Raw genomic sequence first — 15,628 nt, 5'->3', positions numbered from 1 at the left:
CCAGTTTCGGGTACAGGCGTTAACGGAACGAGCCGAAAACCATGAGCAGGGGCACCGTTCTAGCCGGTATTAAAAATGCCCGATCCCACGAGCGGCAGGATCACCGCGGTGAAAACACCGGTCAGCCCCATACCCAGAGAAGCGAAGGCTCCGGCGGTGTGGCTGATGGCAAATGCCCGGGCCGTCCCGATGGCATGACCGTTCAGACCGAGGGCGAAGCCCAGGATACGTTCGTCCCTGACCGGCAGCAGACGTGCGAGCATGTCAACAAAGAGGGTGGCGACGACCCCGGTAATCAGTAGCCCACCCATCATCAGAGGCACCGCCCCTCCAAGTTGTTCGGTAATGCCAATGGCGATGGGCGCGGTCACCGACTTGGGCGCCAGCGACGCCAGCACCTCCGGTGTGGCCCCCAGCGCCCAGGCAATGACCAGGGCGTAGGCCGCAGCCAGGGTGGCGGCAATTGGCAAGGTCACCGCAATCGGGCGCCACATGGCACGGATATGGTGCATCTGCTGGTACAGCGGAATCCCGAGAGCGACCGTGGCCGGCCCCAGGAGAACCGTCAGCCAGCTTGCGCCCCGCTGGTAGGCCTGGTAATCGATGGCAAGAATGGCGATCACTCCGGACAGCAGACACGCGGACAACAACACCGGCGGCAGCCACAAAGGCCGGCCGATGCGGGCGAACAGCCAGTTACCGGCAAAAAAGGCGCCCAGAGTCAGCCCAATGGCGAGAATCGGCGTGGCAGCAAGGGTATCCGCCAAGGCCCCGAGGCGGTCGAACAGCTCACTCACGATGGCGCTCTCCCTTCACCGTTACCAGCTTCATTAATACCAGGGTCGTGAGTACGCTCAGAAAAGTACCGACCAGCAAGGCTGCGGCAACCGCCAGCCACTGGCCTGAAAACTGATCGGCGGTAAAGAACACGCCGACCACACCGGGCATGATCAGCAGCACCAGCACCGAGATCAGGCCCTGACTGGCTGACGCCAGATCATCGCTGACACTGCCTTTGACCATCAAGGTGAGTGTAATGACTACCATTCCGAGTACCCCGCCACTTACCGGCAAGGCGAACAGTACCCGCAGGGATTCACCAAGGAGAAAAAACAGCACCAATACCAGAAAACCACGCAACATCGCCATGCGTTCACGCTCAACCGGGAAGGAATGCATTACACTAGCGCAAACAGACATCTTGATACCAACACAGGACGCTCATGGCACTCAAAGCAACCGTCTTCAAGGCCACGCTCAACATCGCCGACATGGACCGGCACTACTACGCCGACCATCACCTGACCCTGGCGCGGCATCCTTCCGAGACCGACGAACGCATGATGGTCCGTCTGCTTGCCTTTGTCCTCAATGCCGACGAGCACCTTGAATTCACCCGGGGCTTGAGCACCGACGACGAACCGGAGCTCTGGCGAAAAAGCCTCAGCGGCGAGATCGAACTCTGGATTGAACTGGGCCTGCCGGACGAAAGCCGACTGCGCAAGGCATGCAACCGTGCCCAAAAGGTTGTGCTGTACACCTACGGCGGACGGGCCGTCTCCCTGTGGTGGGACAAACACCACAACAAGCTCGCTCGCTTCAACAACCTGACCGTGATCAACCTGCCCCAGGAGGGCACCGAGGCCCTGGCCGGCCTGGCCGAGCGCACCATGAACCTGCAGTGTACGATTCAGGACGGCGAGGTTGGTATTGGCGATGCCAACACTCTCGTTAACCTTTCGCCTTCCCGCCTGCAGCCACCCGAATAGCCGCCCCGATCAAGGAAACTCCGTAAGGGGTCTACCCGAATCCCGCAGTTTACGTTAAGGTAAGCATCAGATGACTCCGTCAGGTCGCACCAGACTCTGTCGGATTGTCTACACTTAAGTGATCGGCACCCCCACAAGGGGAGCCGTGTTCCTCAGGCCACTACCCCAGGAAGAGGATTATGACAACAACAAGATCCAAGGTTGTTTACTCCCCGGTTTTTACCGACGGAGCAGAGTTTCGTATTCCCACCTTTAAACTGCTCAAGCAGGACGGCTCCCTGTACAAGGGTGCCAAAGCGCCGGCACTGGACAAAGACAAAGCCCTGCGCATCTACCGGACGATGGTTACGACCCGGATCCTGGATGAGCGCATGCTCGCCGCCCAGCGACAGGGCCGACTGAGCTTCTACATGCAGTGCACCGGCGAGGAAGCCGCCGTCATCGGCAGTGCCGCAGCCCTGGATGACGCCGACATGATCATGGCGCAGTACCGGGAACAGGGTGCCCTCGCCTATCGGGGCTTCACCATTGATGAATTCATGAACCAGTTGTTCGGCAATGAACTGGACTACGGCAAGGGTCGCCAGATGCCCGTGCACTACGGCTCCAAAAAGCTGAACTACATGACCATCTCATCACCCCTGGCCACCCAGATCCCCCAGGCCACCGGTTACGCCTACGGCCAGAAACTGGCGGGCGAAGGTAACTGCACTATTACCTATTTCGGCGAAGGTGCGGCCTCGGAAGGTGATTTCCACGCTGCCCTGAACATGGCCGCCGTGCAGCGGGTCCCGGTCATTTTCCTGTGCCGCAACAATGGCTATGCCATTTCCACTCCGGCTGCCGAACAGTTCGCAGCCGACGGTGTGGCACCCCGGGCCTACGGCTACAAGATGGATGTCATCCGTGTGGACGGCAACGACGTCCTGGCCATGCACGAGGCTACCAGGGCCGCCCGCAGCCTGGCGGTGGAGCACAACCGCCCGGTACTGATCGAGGCCATGAGCTATCGCTTGGCCGCCCATTCCTCTTCTGACGACCCGTCCGGCTATCGCAGCAAGGACGAAGAGGCTGTCTGGCGCGAGAAAGACCCCATCCTGCGCATGCGACTCTGGCTCGAGCGCAAGAAGTGGTGGAGCGAAGACGATGAGAAACAGCTGCAGGAAACCATGCGCCGGGAGGTGCTGGAGACCATGAAACGGGCCCAGAAACGCCCGCCACCCCCGCTGGAATCGCTGGTGAGCGACGTCTACGACGAGGTGCCGCCGGTGCTGGCCGAGCAGTTCGAGAAACTGAAGGCGCACATCCGCCGCTATCCGGACGCCTACCCCAAGAGCGCCGAACACGCCAAGGGAGGGGCCTGAGATGACACAGATGAACATGCTTCAGGCCATTAACAACGCCCTGGACACCGCCATGGCCGCCGACGAGCGGGTGCTGTGCTTCGGTGAGGACGTCGGCGTCTTCGGTGGTGTCTTCCGGGCCACCAGCAACCTGCAACAGAAATACGGCAAGGCGCGCTGCTTCAACACGCCACTGGTGGAACAGGGCATCATCGGTTTCGCCAACGGTCTGGCTGCCCAGGGCTCCGTGCCCGTGGCCGAGATCCAGTTTGCCGACTACATCTTCCCGGCCTTCGACCAGATCGTGAACGAATCCGCCAAGTTCCGGTATCGCTCCGGCAACCTGTTCAATGTCGGCGGGCTGACCATTCGCGCGCCGTACGGTGGCGGCATCGCCGGCGGGCTTTACCACTCCCAGTCGCCGGAGGCGTACTTCGCACACACGCCCGGGCTGAAGATTGTCGTTCCGCGCAACCCTCACCAGGCCAAAGGCCTGCTGCTGGGAGCCATCCACGATCCCAACCCGACCCTGTTCTTCGAACCCAAACGGCTCTATCGTGCCTCCGTCGGCGAAGTGCCCGACGAGGACTACCGGCTGCCGCTGGGCGAAGCAGAAGTCCTCAAGGAAGGCACGGATGTGACCGTGCTGGGCTGGGGTGCGCAGATGGAGGTGATCGAACAGGCCGTCGACATGGCGGAGAAAGATGGCATTTCCTGCGAAATCATCGATCTGCGAACCATCCTGCCCTGGGACGTGGAGACCGTGGCGAACTCGGTGTTCAAGACCGGGCGCCTGGTGGTTACCCATGAAGCGCCACTGACCGGTGGTTTCGCCGGCGAAATCGCAGCGACGATCCAGGAACGCTGCTTCCTGTACCTGGAATCCCCGATCGCACGGGTCACCGGGATGGACACGCCCTTCCCGCTGGTGCTGGAGAAAGAGCACCTGCCCAATCACCTGAAGGTCTTCGAGGCCATCAGGTCGAGTGTGGACTTCTAGGTTGATATCAGGACAGGAGAGCAATCATGAGTGATTTTATACTGCCCGATATCGGCGAAGGTATCGTGGAGTGCGAACTGGTCAAATGGCTGGTCGCCGAGGGAGACATCATCGAGGAAGACCAGCCGGTGGCCGAGGTGATGACCGACAAGGCCCTGGTGGAAATCCCGGCACCGTACAAGGGCAAGGTGACCCGCCTGTACCACAAGGAAGGCGACATCGCGAAAGTCCACGCCCCTTTGTTTGAGCTGGTGGAGGTGGATGGCGAGGCCGGACAGGGCTCCGCGCCCGCAGAACAGCCGGCGGACACCGGCGACGAGGCACCGGCAGCGCCGGAGCCCGCCCCAGCAGGTGAAACTGGCGCCGGCGACGTCACCGAGGACTTCATCCTGCCGGACATCGGCGAGGGTATCGTCGAGTGCGAGGTGGTGGAATGGCGTGTGGCCGAAGGCGACGAGATCGAGGAAGACCAGCCGGTGGTCGATGTGATGACCGACAAGGCCATGGTCGAGATCACCGCCCCCAAGGCCGGCCGAGTGACCAAGCTTTACCACAAGCAACAGGAAATGGCCCGGGTGCATTCCCCGCTGTTCGCCTTCATCCCCAGAGACAGGGACGAGCCGGCCGAGGCCCGGACTGAGTCAAGACCGGCCCCGGAAAGCGCACCGGCACCGGCCAGACCGGTGGCCACCGGCAACCGTCCCCGGATTCCCGCCAGCCCGGCCGTGCGCCGCCTGGTGCGGGAGCACAACCTGGACCTGGCCGACATCGAGGGCTCCGGCAAGGATGGCCGGGTACTGAAGGCCGATGTTCTGGCCCATCTCGACCAGCCCAAGCCCGCCCCGGAACCCAGGCAACCTGCCGGTGAAGCACCGTCGGCACAGGCTGCCGGCGAGCACCGGAAACCGGAGCGCGAGCTGGAAGCACGGGTGGAACCGATCCGGGGCGTCCGGGCGGCGATGGCCCGCAGCATGGTGCAATCAGCAACCACGATTCCCCACTTCATCTACAGTGAGGACATCGATGTCACTGACCTGCTCGTCCTGCGCGAACAGCTCAAGCCCGAAGCCGAGGCTCGCGGCTCGCGGCTGACCCTGATGCCCTTCTTCATGAAGGCCATGGCCCTGGCGATCCGCGAATTCCCGGTGCTCAACAGTCGCCTCAATGACGAGGTCACGGAGATCCACTACCAGCCCCAGTGCAACATCGGCATGGCCGTGGACAGCAAGGCCGGTCTGATGGTGCCGAACGTGAAGGGCGTGGAAAGCCTGACCCTGTTGGGCGTGGCCGATGAAGTCACCCGCCTGACCGAGGCCGCGCGCTCGGGCCGTGTCAGCCAGGACGACCTCAAGGGCGGCACCATCACCATCTCCAACATTGGCGCGCTGGGTGGCACCTACGCCTCCCCCATTATCAACCCGCCGGAAGTGGCCATCGTCGCCCTGGGCCGGACCCAGAAACTTCCGCGCTTCGATGCCGATGGCAACGTGGTGGAACGTGCGATCCTGACGGTGAGCTGGGCGGGCGACCACCGCATCATCGACGGCGGCACCATTGCGCGCTTCTGCAACCGCTGGAAAGGCTACCTGGAATCGCCGCAATCCATGCTGCTGCATCTGGGCTGACGGGCGTTATGGAGCAGAAGACCGAGCTTCAGCAGTTCTATATACCTGAAGAGCAGTCGATCTATCTGCTCAGCCATGACGATGCCAAGAAGCTCAAGGACTGGGTGGCGCTGTGCGCCGCCCAGCTCCGCCAGCTGGGTTACCGGGACATCGAACTGATCGGCAAGGGCGCCTACGGCTTCGTGTTCGCCGGCAAGCTGCCGGGGAACGGTCACTCAGGCCCGGAGCACGTTTTCAAGTTCACCCGCATCAACCTGCCCCAACACCTGCAGGACCGGCTCGAGGACGAAGCCTTCATTCTCGAACAGGTCCGCCACCCACGGGTACCACGGCTGATCGCCTACCAACGGGCCCGCAACCAGCCCATCCTCGTCATGGAACGGGCCGCCGGCATCAACCTGGAGGAAGTCTCGCTGCAGGAAGGCCGCCTGAAACCGAGACTGGTGATCCGCATCGCCGACCAGCTCGCCGATATCCTGCGCAACCTGCGCAGCGGCGCCAGCGCGGGCGGACGTCCCATCGTGCATGGCGACATCAAACCCTCCAACCTGGTCTTTGACGCCAGAACCGAAAACATTGCCCTGATCGACTGGGGCTCGTCGGTATTCGCCCAGCTGGACGCCAACCAGCAGTTCATCACCGCCAATGTCATGGAGCTGATGTCCGACAACCTGCAGCAGACCAACGCCCGGCTGGGGGATGTCTATTTCATTGGCGAGGAACAACTCAACGGCGGACTCTCCTCCCCCCGCTTCGATGAACAGGGCGCCGCTGGCACCCTCTATGCACTCGCCTCCGGCCAGTCCTGCCGGTTCGGCCATCAGGCGATACCGGCCAGCTCACTGGGCCTGCCCATGGAATTCGCCCGCATGCTCGACGGCATGCTGTCACCGGATCCGGAGACCCGCCGGAAAGCCGGTGATTACTATCTCCAGGAAATGCCGAGGATGGCACACACCGTGATGATCGACCTGCCGGAGCCGCCGATCACACCGATGGTGCCGGTCTGGACCCGCGCCTCCGATCACGAGATCGACACCGTGGTATACAGCTCCCGAAAATCCTTCCTGCGCCAGGAGAACGCCCCGGAAACCCTCAGCGACGTCAACGACGTCCAGCTGGACAGGTACTACAAGAACTTCATGCAGGGCATGGGCGAGACCGAAAAGGCGTTCCTGGCCGCCGTCAGCCGGCTGGGACGCTATCCGGTGGAAGGTGGCCTGGCCGTGCGCTGGGAAAGCGACGGTGTCTACATCGACACCTCATTGAACCTGCATGATCCGGCGCTAAAGACCGCGTTCATCCGGGCCGTGAACAACATGGTCTGCCTGGCCCAGGCCATCTACCGCCAGGGCATCTTCAAGAGCTGCCTGTTCAATGCCCGCAACACCCTGCACGTGGACCGCGACGGCCCAGACCAGCCGTTCCGGATCGATCCGGGCATGCAACTGCGCTATGAGGTCAGTGCCGCACCGGAGGTGGAAGACGAATCCCGGGTACACTCCTACTTCGAGGACGGCCCCGATCCGGAGGAGTTCCTTGTACTGCCGGGGACCATGATCAAGGCCCTGGAAGCCCTGAACGACATCCACCACACCGGCATGATCATCTTCGAGTCGCTGCCCCGGCACCTCAAGATTCACAGCCACTACCGACTGCTCGACCCCGACCGGGAAGACGAGTTCGCCCGCCTGCTCGATGAAATCCTCTCGGCCGTGGACCAGATTGCCGGTCTGGGCGTTTCCGGCTACATGAAGATGCCCTACAAGGACACCCGTTTCTTTCCCCACATCGAACGCCTGCCGGAGCGTTACTATCCTAAAAACCCCAGGGCCGAAGTCGGTTCCACCTGAAACGGGGCCGATGCAATCAAGATCGCCGGAGGGCTGGACAGAGCACCCGATCACACGTAAGATTGCGCCTCGAAATTGACGCACACCGTGCCCGATTTCTTCCGCCCGTAGCTCAGCTGGATAGAGCGTCGCCCTCCGGAGGCGAAGGTCTCAGGTTCGAATCCTGACGGGCGGGCCATATTCTACAAAAAAGCCCGCCATTGAGCGGGCTTTTTTGTCGGGCAGTCCTCTAGTTGTGCGGGTGCTGGGGACGGTACTTAATGTGTGGCACCTGCATTAGACGCCGCCAACCTGACGCATAATATTGGTCGCGGTCTGCTTCAGCTCAGACACCAACGTCTCCATGACTCCCTCAGCATTCATTACCGGATCCGGCCCAGAGATATTTATTGCCGCAATTACCTGCCCAGTAAAGTTCCTTATAGGCACTGCCAACGCGGTTGAATGATCGGAGTAATGACGAGTCCAACCCTGTGCTCGCTCCTTCTCGCAAAGCGCAATTAGTTCAGGCATTGTCTGTGGTGCTGGTCGCGGGTAACCATCCAGTCGCTGACCCTGGAAAAGGCTTTGTAACTCAGTGGGTGTCATCCCCATCAAGAGCGCTCTGCCCATAGCAGTCGTATGCAAAGGGAAACGGGTACCCACAGGTACGTTGACCGAAACCCTCTGCAATGCCAGCGCCCTGAATACATAAAGCACTTCAGTGCCATCTCGAACCCCAACATGGCTAGACAGCGAAGTACTGTCCCGAAGCCGAGTAATAAACGGAGCCGCTACCTCGACAATCTCACGACTGGCAAGGTAGCTAAAACCGCGGGAAACCACTTGAGTGCCGAGCGCATAGGTGTTGGTCCCGATTTTATTCAGGTAGCCCATGGACGTCAGGGTCTGCACAATCCGGTAAATCGAGCTTGTACTCACCCCCAGACGTTCGGCCATCTCCACCTGGCTCAATGCCCGACAGTTACTGTCAAACATCTCCAGGATGCGCAAGCCCTTGTACAGGGCCGGAACGGTATAATCCTTTTCACTCAAGTGGTTTACTCCCTATCCCGTCTGAGTCGCTAGCTGGTAGTTTCCGATTCTATAGTTTCTGCCAAGTATGGCGAGAACCAGGCCGCCAGAGATCACCAGCAGCCATGGGCTGTGTGCCACCAGCGACAAACCGGCAAGGCTCAGAACGGTCTTCTCAAGTTTCGATAGCGGCGCGCTAAAGAAGCCGATATAGGCTGCCGACAGCGCCACGATACAGAGGATGCCACTGATCATGGCAATCGAGAACTCATACCAGGTGAAGTCGAGGAACAGCAGGCTCGGCGCGTAGATGAACATCAATGGCACCAGTGCCTTGCCCATGGACAGCCGGAACGCGGTAGTACCGGTCCTCATTGGATCAGAGCCGGAAATGCCCGCTCCCGCATAAGCGGCCAGAGCAACCGGTGGCGTCACATCAGCCAACACACCGTAATAGAAGATGAAGAAGTGGGAAGCCAGAAGGGCGATCCCAAACTCATCCAGTGCCGGTGCCACAATGGAGGCCAAGATGATATAGGTCGGCGTCGTCGGAATCCCCGCCCCCATAAGGATACAAGCGACGGCCACCAGCAGCAGAGCGATGAACAAGGTCAAGCTGTTTTCGGTTACCAGATCAAAGGGCACGAACGCCGAAAGCGTGCTGCCAAAGTCATGAGCCAGACCAACAATGGCTCCGGAGAACTTGAAGCCAAGCCCGGTCAGCGTGGTGACACCCAGCAGGAAACCAACGCAGGCGCAGGCAGCGGTAATCGCGATGGACTGCTTGGCGCCTTCTTCCAGGCCGTCGATCAAGCGACGAGGCGTAAGCACGCTCTCATGATCCAGCTTCTTGAATCCCAGAGGCCGCAACACCAGAGGAATGTAGGAACAGGCAATGGTCAGGATAATGCCCCAGAATGCCGCCAAAAATGGCGTGAACTGCATCAACAGCAACGTCACCATCACCACGAGCGGAATCACCTGGTGCCAATGTTTGGCGAGTACGGCTCCAAACCGGGGAATCTGGTCAGCCGGCATGCCCTTGAGGTCCAGGCGACGGGCCTCGAAATGAACCATACAGAGGGTGGCCAGGTAGTGGAACGCAGCTGGAATAATTGCAATGAGAATCAGCTCGTTGTAGGGCACACCAAGCATTTCCGACATGACAAACGCCGAGGCCCCCATGATCGGCGGGGTGATCTGCCCACCACAGGATGAGGCTGCCTCGGTAGCGGCGGCAAAACGGCCACTGAACCCGTACTTCTTCATCATCGGGATCGTAAATGCCCCGGTTGTCACGGTATTAGCGACTGGGGAACCAGAGATCATGCCAAAGAAGCCTGATGAAACGACAGACACTTTGGCTGGGCCTCCGGAATAGCGACCGGCGACCAGTGTTGCCAACTCGATGAACAGCTGGCCAAGACCGGAAGCCTGAGCCAGTACGCCAAATAAAACGAAGTGGTAAACGTAGGTGGCAACCACGCCAATGGCAATGCCATAGATACCTTCGGTGCCCAGGTACAAATGCTCTACCAAACGGATGATGTCGTACCCACGGTGCGCCATCACACCCGGTAAATAGGGACCAAACATGGCGTATAGCAATGCCAGCACACCAATGATCGACAGTGATTCCCCCATGGTCCGGCGGGCACCCTCAACCACCAACATCACGGCAATACCGCCCATGATGTAATCGAAGGCTTTCGGGAAACCAACGTTGATAATGAAGATCTCTTCGAAGAAGACGATCAGATAAGCGGAGAAACCGGCCCCTGCCAACATCAACGGCCAGTCGATCCAGCTGGGCTTATTGCGCCCACCCAGAGCAGCTACGGGCAGAGCAGACAGCGCCATTAGCCCGGCAAAGCCGTAAATCCCCCATCCCCACCAGGCTGGGATATCGCCGGCCAGCGCCTGAACCAGTTGATGAGCGATCAACAGGTAAAAAGCACCATACAGAAGGCTCAGCCCCATATTGAGCTTGAAGTGTTTAGGCGGCCGTCTGGGAAACACGATAAACAGCAGGCCCATGATGAAGGCCATATGCACGTTACGGTGGGTCACTTCATTCAATAGACCGAAACCCGCCGTGTATATATGGAAGACACTGAGGACAACGCAGGTGATGGTCACAAGCGTTTTGAGAATGCCTTTCAGGTCCCGAAAATTCGATTCGTTATCGAACTTTTTAATCAGGTTATCCAGATCAGCCTGATGCATTTCAGGCCCGCTGGATGACGAACGGTTGGCAGTCTGGCTGTTTGAATTGCTCATACCCGTTGACTCTGCGTTATTGTTGGCAGTTGGAGACCGGCGCAATCAGCAGCCCGCTGTCCGGCCATTGGTTCAAATTGATAGTGCTGTTGCCAGTGTGCAGCCTGTTTTTGAACCGCTGGTCGGTGCGCACGATCAGGCGACCAATTTTACGGTCCATCTTCAGGATGAACTGACCGTTCCGATGCTCAAACGACGTGGCGTCCGGCTCATTCACCAGGGAGGGCAAACCCTGCCCATGAGCGACAAAAACTTCTGCCGTCTGCTTGATCGTTAGATCACCAGTTGGAGATTTGATCAGGCGATAGTAGTCCGTCACTGGCGTTAACGACACGGAGTGGATGAACGAGAGTTCAAACTCCGCGTCAATCACGGGAACGCAGGTGAGCACCCTGCCCTCCCGATACTGACTGATCTCAAGGCCATCGGCCTGGAGATCACCGGCCGAGGCAAGGACCCCAGCCAGCAGCAGAAGCAGAGCAAACTTATTCAATGATGCCCTTTTCACGGAAATACTTCTCCGCACCCGGGTGCAGCGGGATGGAAACCGACTCAAGCGCAGTCTCGACCGAAATTTCCTTGCCCTTCACGTGGACCTTGCCAAGGGTTTCGGTGTTTTCATAAAGCGCCTTGGTCACGGCGTAGGCGATATCTTCCGGAAGATCCGCGTGGGTTGCCCAGATTGCACGGACAGCGATGGTCTCAACATCCTTATTCACACCCTTATAGGTACCACCCGGCAGTACTGTGGAGGTGTAGTAAGGCTGGGTTTCCCGCAGTTTCTTGATCGGCTCGCCAGTCAGCGGAATGATGTTGATGTCATGACCGTTGGCCAATTCCACGATGGATGCAGTCGGGGCGCCGGCAGTAATCAGAGAAGCGTTCAGGTTACCGTCCTTGATCTTTTCCGCAGACTGGGAGAAGGACGAGTAGTCTTCGTTCACATCGTCACGACTCATACCGTGAGCCTTGAGCAGGTCGCCCAGCAGCTGCCATTGACCGGAGCCGGGAGAACCGGAGCTAACGGATTTGTCTTCCAAGTCCTTGACCGAATCAAGCCCGGGTTGAGCCACCAACTGGACCGCTTCCGGGTAAAGGGCGCCCAAAGCGCGCAGGTTCTTCTGTGCTTTGCCATCAAACTGGTTCTTACCTTTATAGGCAGAATCGAGAATGTCGGCTGCCACAAAAGCAGACTCAATATCGCCACGTCCAAGCAGCCCCGCATTGGCTACCGACGCGTTACCGGTTTCAGCGGTGGCGGACAGCTTCTTGCCGTCGAGATCAGCATTATTGGAAATCACTTGCGCCAGCATGCCGCCGAGCGGGTAGTAAGTACCACCAGTTCCGCCAGTCGCAATGCCGAAAAACACACGCTCCTGCGCCTGAGCAGCACCAGCGGCGAGGCCGACTCCCAAGGCAGCAGACACAAGAATTGTCTTCAGTTTTCTCATTGTTGTACCTTCCTTTTCTGTTTGAGCTTAGGGGTGCCGCCTCACGGACGGCGGTTAGGACACAAAAGTGTGTCCGCCAGCAGAGCCGCTGTTTTAGCGGTCACGCCAGATTCGTCAAATTCAGGATTCAATTCGGATATTTCTACCAGAGGCATACCCTTGGGGAGCGACCGAGCAATATGCTCCACCTCATCAATCACCGCCTCGACTACTTCCAGAGCAACACCTCGTGCCGCTGGGGCGCTGACACCGGGTGCCTGGTAGTGAGGAAGCACATCAAGATCGATGGTGAGATAGAGCATGTCCATGCCCCGGCAAAAGTCGCGGACCTGTTCCAGCACCTCAGGAATATCCGAGACACGCATATCCCGATCTTCTCGGTAGCTGACACCCAACTCATCCGCACGCTTGAAAAGGGATTCTGTATTGCCAGTCTTTGCCAGGCCAAGACAACAGTAATGAAACGCCTCTCGACCAAATTGCTCAGCGATTTGCGCAAAGGGAGTACCGGACGAAGGTCCTTGTTCACCCGTCATTCGAAGGTCGAAATGGGCATCCAGGTTGATAATCCCGATTCGAGTGGTGGTCGGGTCGAAAGCACGGGCAAGACCAGAAAAGCTACCCCACGCTGTCTCATGACCTCCACCCATCACCAATAGGCGACGGACCGAAGGTAGCGCCTCAGCAACCTTTGAGGCCAACTCCTCTTGTCCCTGCTCTAACGCATCACCTTCCACCTCAACGGTGCCAAAGTCCTTCACCGACAGGTCTTCGTCACCATGCCACGCCAGATTTGCCAACTGACGGCGTAAAGCAGAAGGTCCGGCGGCGGCGCCCAGCCGCCCCTTGTTTCTCCAGACTCCGGCATCACAGGCAAATCCAAGCAAACCAACACTCGACTCAGAACCATCCATTGGCGAAGGGGACACCTTCTGGTGCCAACGGAGTGCACCCGGACCTTCCTCTGTATCTATCCGGCCTTCCCATTTTGATGCTGGTTTGAACGTCACGATATTCTCTCAACAAAATTCAATATATGATCATATAAGCACACAAAAATGACGCATGGAACACTTAAATAGCACAACTTATTTATACGTGAAGATAAATTTTATATTTGAATTTTTGTCACTAGAAGCGAAGTAACTTCTCACTTCGCGATAAGCCAAGACGCTCCGCAATGGGTACAGTGAAAGACACAAAATGGGACGAGCCGAAAAGAATGCAACGAAGCGGGATTCAGACCCTGGACAGAAGCTACTCATTGCTTCAGCTGGTGATTAGAGCAGGCTACCGAGGCCAATCAATATCTGAGCTCGTTGACGCTTCAGGACTGAGCACACCAACCGTGTATCGACTGGTCCGGGCCTTGAAGGACTTGGGGCTGCTCAGACAACCCCTTAGTCGCGGGCCAGTCTATCCCGGCCCGGAACTCCTGGGTTGGGGGGAGCTCATCCGTGACGCCCTGGACAGCATTGCGCACATGCATCTGCTGGACATGGCAGAAGCACTGGGAGACAGCTTTTTCCTGATGGTTCCAGACGGATTTCAGGTTTTGTGCCTGGATATAGTGGATGGCCAACACCCGGCACGGAGCTATACCCGTCAAAAGGGAGACCGGATTCCCTTCGGCGTCGGCCAAGCTTCTATTGCGATACTGAGTTTCATGAGCGAACACGAGCAAGCTCACATCCTCGACCACAATGAACCAGCCTTCCTTCGAACACGGGGGATTACGCGCCGTCGTGTAAGGGAGGCCATTGCAAACTGTCAGCACCTGGAAGTTAGTTGCGGTGTTGAAGACTCTGATCCTCCGGAATTCACCGGCGTGGCCGTCCCGGTCTTTGGAAAAGACCGGAAACCAATCGCCGCACTGAGCTGTTGCCTCAGGCGATCCAGATTATCTGATGATCACTACGAAAGGCTAACCAAAGCGCTCCTAACCAGTGCGAGAGCGATCAGCGATAACCTTTTCGACTCGGTGGAATCCACCTGATATGAGAGTAAAAGCACGATGAGTACAAGTGGTTCTCCCTACCCCATCTATCAACGTTCCTGTGGCTGGACCGAGGCTCTTAACCTGAGTCGAAGGCACCCAAGACTCACAAACACTCAGTCCTGCGATGCAGTGATTATTGGCGCCGGCTATACAGGCATCGCTATAGCGAGACAGCTTGCTACTCAAAACCCGGGCACGGACATCAGGATTCTCGAGGCAGAAACCGTGGGCTCGGGCTCTCCAGGTCGCAATTCAGGCTTCGTGCTTGAACACGCTTTCACCGCTGCCAACACGGCGGCCGCGGGTGCGCTTTATGAACAATACCAAGCCACGCAAAATGAGATGCGCGCAACCGCGTACCGAGACGCCCACACTCCAAAGTCCCAAATTTTCAAAGGTGCCGCAACGGAAAGGGGTGAGAAGAAGCTGGCAACCCTGGCCAAGTTCCTGGAGAAAAGTGGCCAGCCCTTCGAGTGGATGAGCTCTGACCATATGAGGTCGGTCACGGGTAGCAGCTATTATCGGGCTGGCCTGAATCTGCCAGGCAACAGTCTGGTTAACCCCTACGCCCTGATCTCCAACCTGGCCCACAGCCTGCCACCTTCAATCACGCTTTACGAGGAAAGTCCCGCCATCCATCTGTCTCAGGACTCTTCGGGCGACTGGCTAATCACAACCCCGGAAGGCTCGTTAAAGGCTCCAATGGTTTTTCTGGCGAACAACGCGTTTGCAGCCTCTCTGGGAGTCGGGAATGCATACAGCGTAAAAATCTTTACCTACGCCGGTGTCACGCCCCCACTTCCACCCGATCTGTTTGCATCTCTCGCACCGGAAGGCCATTGGGGCCTGCTGCCGGCTCATCGACTCGGTTCTACCTTAAGGACCACCGATGACGGTCGACTTCTCATACGCGGCTTCTACGGCTACGAACATGAGGGCAATGATTCTACCCGCGGCTACCTGGAGCAAAGCCTCTTTAACCGTTTTCCGGAATTACGTGATTACGGCTTGGAGAAATGGTGGGGCGGTACGACTTCACTGACAGCGAACGGCGCCCCCCTCTGGGGACAACTCAAAAAAGGCTTGTTCGCTTCCATAGGCTGCAACGGTGTTGGCATCCTCAAAGGCACCCTTCTAGGCCAACAGTTGGCCAACCTGGCGACAGGACACCCCTCCATGGACGTCCAAGGACTCATGGGTAAGCCAGGCTGGATGCCACCAGAGCCGATCCGCCATATCGGATTTAACATGGTCAGCGCCGTAGAGCGGCGACTGGCAGGTGCCGAACGTTAAC

At 58.5% G+C, this 15,628-nt stretch carries 14 protein-coding genes and 1 tRNA gene; 8 read left to right on the top strand and 7 right to left on the bottom strand.

The genetic code is table 11. From position 1 onward, the window contains the following. Window positions 1–59: 59 nt before the first annotated feature. Both MD273_RS13535 and MD273_RS13530 read right to left on the bottom strand, forming a co-directional pair. Entirely contained in the window at window positions 60–800 is a 741-nt protein-coding gene (locus tag MD273_RS13535; protein WP_239038494.1) for an LrgB family protein, read from the bottom strand. Then, window positions 790–1,149, bottom strand: a complete 360-nt coding sequence (locus tag MD273_RS13530) for a CidA/LrgA family protein (RefSeq protein ID WP_239038493.1) — start codon at window positions 1,147–1,149, stop codon at window positions 790–792. The genes MD273_RS13535 and MD273_RS13530 overlap by 11 nt, the downstream gene beginning before the upstream one ends. 74 nt (window positions 1,150–1,223) lie before the next feature. Here MD273_RS13530 and MD273_RS13525 point away from each other — a divergent pair, with 74 nt between their 5' ends. From MD273_RS13525 to MD273_RS13500, 6 genes are all read left to right on the top strand, one after another. Beyond that, complete coding sequence (locus MD273_RS13525) at window positions 1,224–1,769, top strand: YaeQ family protein (protein WP_239038311.1); 546 nt, start codon at window positions 1,224–1,226, stop codon at window positions 1,767–1,769. Window positions 1,770–1,948: 179 nt separating this feature from the next. Then, on the top strand, window positions 1,949–3,133 hold the full coding sequence (locus MD273_RS13520; protein ID WP_239038310.1) for a thiamine pyrophosphate-dependent dehydrogenase E1 component subunit alpha: 1,185 nt from the start codon (window positions 1,949–1,951) through the stop codon (window positions 3,131–3,133). A gap of 1 nt (window position 3,134) precedes the next feature. Continuing rightward, window positions 3,135–4,112 (top strand): alpha-ketoacid dehydrogenase subunit beta, encoded by a 978-nt coding sequence (locus tag MD273_RS13515; RefSeq protein WP_239038309.1) that lies wholly within the window; start codon window positions 3,135–3,137, stop codon window positions 4,110–4,112. A 26-nt stretch (window positions 4,113–4,138) separates the two neighbouring features. Further along, window positions 4,139–5,737 carry a dihydrolipoyllysine-residue acetyltransferase gene (locus MD273_RS13510; RefSeq protein ID WP_239038308.1) on the top strand — a complete coding sequence of 533 codons (1,599 nt, stop codon included), beginning with the start codon at window positions 4,139–4,141 and terminating at the stop codon, window positions 5,735–5,737. A gap of 8 nt (window positions 5,738–5,745) precedes the next feature. After that, complete coding sequence (locus MD273_RS13505; RefSeq protein ID WP_239038307.1) at window positions 5,746–7,590, top strand: protein kinase domain-containing protein; 1,845 nt, start codon at window positions 5,746–5,748, stop codon at window positions 7,588–7,590. A gap of 101 nt (window positions 7,591–7,691) precedes the next feature. Beyond that, a tRNA-Arg gene (locus tag MD273_RS13500) sits at window positions 7,692–7,768 on the top strand. 98 nt (window positions 7,769–7,866) lie between these two features. On the opposite strand, the gene MD273_RS13495 is transcribed toward MD273_RS13500, so the two are convergent. Genes MD273_RS13495 through hutG form a run of 5 tightly spaced genes read right to left on the bottom strand, consistent with a single transcriptional unit; the run spans window position 7,867 to window position 13,345 of the window. After that, window positions 7,867–8,625, bottom strand: coding sequence for an IclR family transcriptional regulator (locus tag MD273_RS13495; RefSeq protein ID WP_239038306.1), 759 nt, complete (start codon window positions 8,623–8,625; stop codon window positions 7,867–7,869). Between the two features lie 12 nt (window positions 8,626–8,637). Next, entirely contained in the window at window positions 8,638–10,884 is a 2,247-nt protein-coding gene (locus MD273_RS13490) for a TRAP transporter permease (RefSeq protein WP_239038305.1), read from the bottom strand. Window positions 10,885–10,900: 16 nt separating this feature from the next. Beyond that, window positions 10,901–11,392, bottom strand: a complete 492-nt coding sequence (locus MD273_RS13485; protein WP_239038304.1) for a DUF1850 domain-containing protein — start codon at window positions 11,390–11,392, stop codon at window positions 10,901–10,903. After that, window positions 11,370–12,335, bottom strand: a complete 966-nt coding sequence (locus tag MD273_RS13480) for a TAXI family TRAP transporter solute-binding subunit (RefSeq protein WP_239038303.1) — start codon at window positions 12,333–12,335, stop codon at window positions 11,370–11,372. The genes MD273_RS13485 and MD273_RS13480 overlap by 23 nt, the downstream gene beginning before the upstream one ends. Window positions 12,336–12,376: 41 nt before the next feature. Next, window positions 12,377–13,345, bottom strand: a complete 969-nt coding sequence (gene hutG, locus MD273_RS13475; protein ID WP_239038302.1) for a formimidoylglutamase — start codon at window positions 13,343–13,345, stop codon at window positions 12,377–12,379. Between the two features lie 170 nt (window positions 13,346–13,515). Between hutG and MD273_RS19205 the strand changes: the two genes are divergently transcribed. Both MD273_RS19205 and MD273_RS13465 read left to right on the top strand, forming a co-directional pair. Beyond that, window positions 13,516–14,331, top strand: coding sequence for an IclR family transcriptional regulator (locus MD273_RS19205; RefSeq protein WP_502846058.1), 816 nt, complete (start codon window positions 13,516–13,518; stop codon window positions 14,329–14,331). A gap of 132 nt (window positions 14,332–14,463) precedes the next feature. Continuing rightward, window positions 14,464–15,627, top strand: coding sequence for an NAD(P)/FAD-dependent oxidoreductase (locus MD273_RS13465; protein ID WP_239038300.1), 1,164 nt, complete (start codon window positions 14,464–14,466; stop codon window positions 15,625–15,627). The last annotated feature ends 1 nt before the right edge of the window (window position 15,628 follow it).

Origin of the sequence: Marinobacter sp. C7, from assembly GCF_022343555.1 — a bacterium.
Classification (GTDB): domain Bacteria; phylum Pseudomonadota; class Gammaproteobacteria; order Pseudomonadales; family Oleiphilaceae; genus Marinobacter.
Note: the sequence above shows the minus strand (reverse complement) of the source record. Positions and strands in the feature narration are given on the sequence as shown.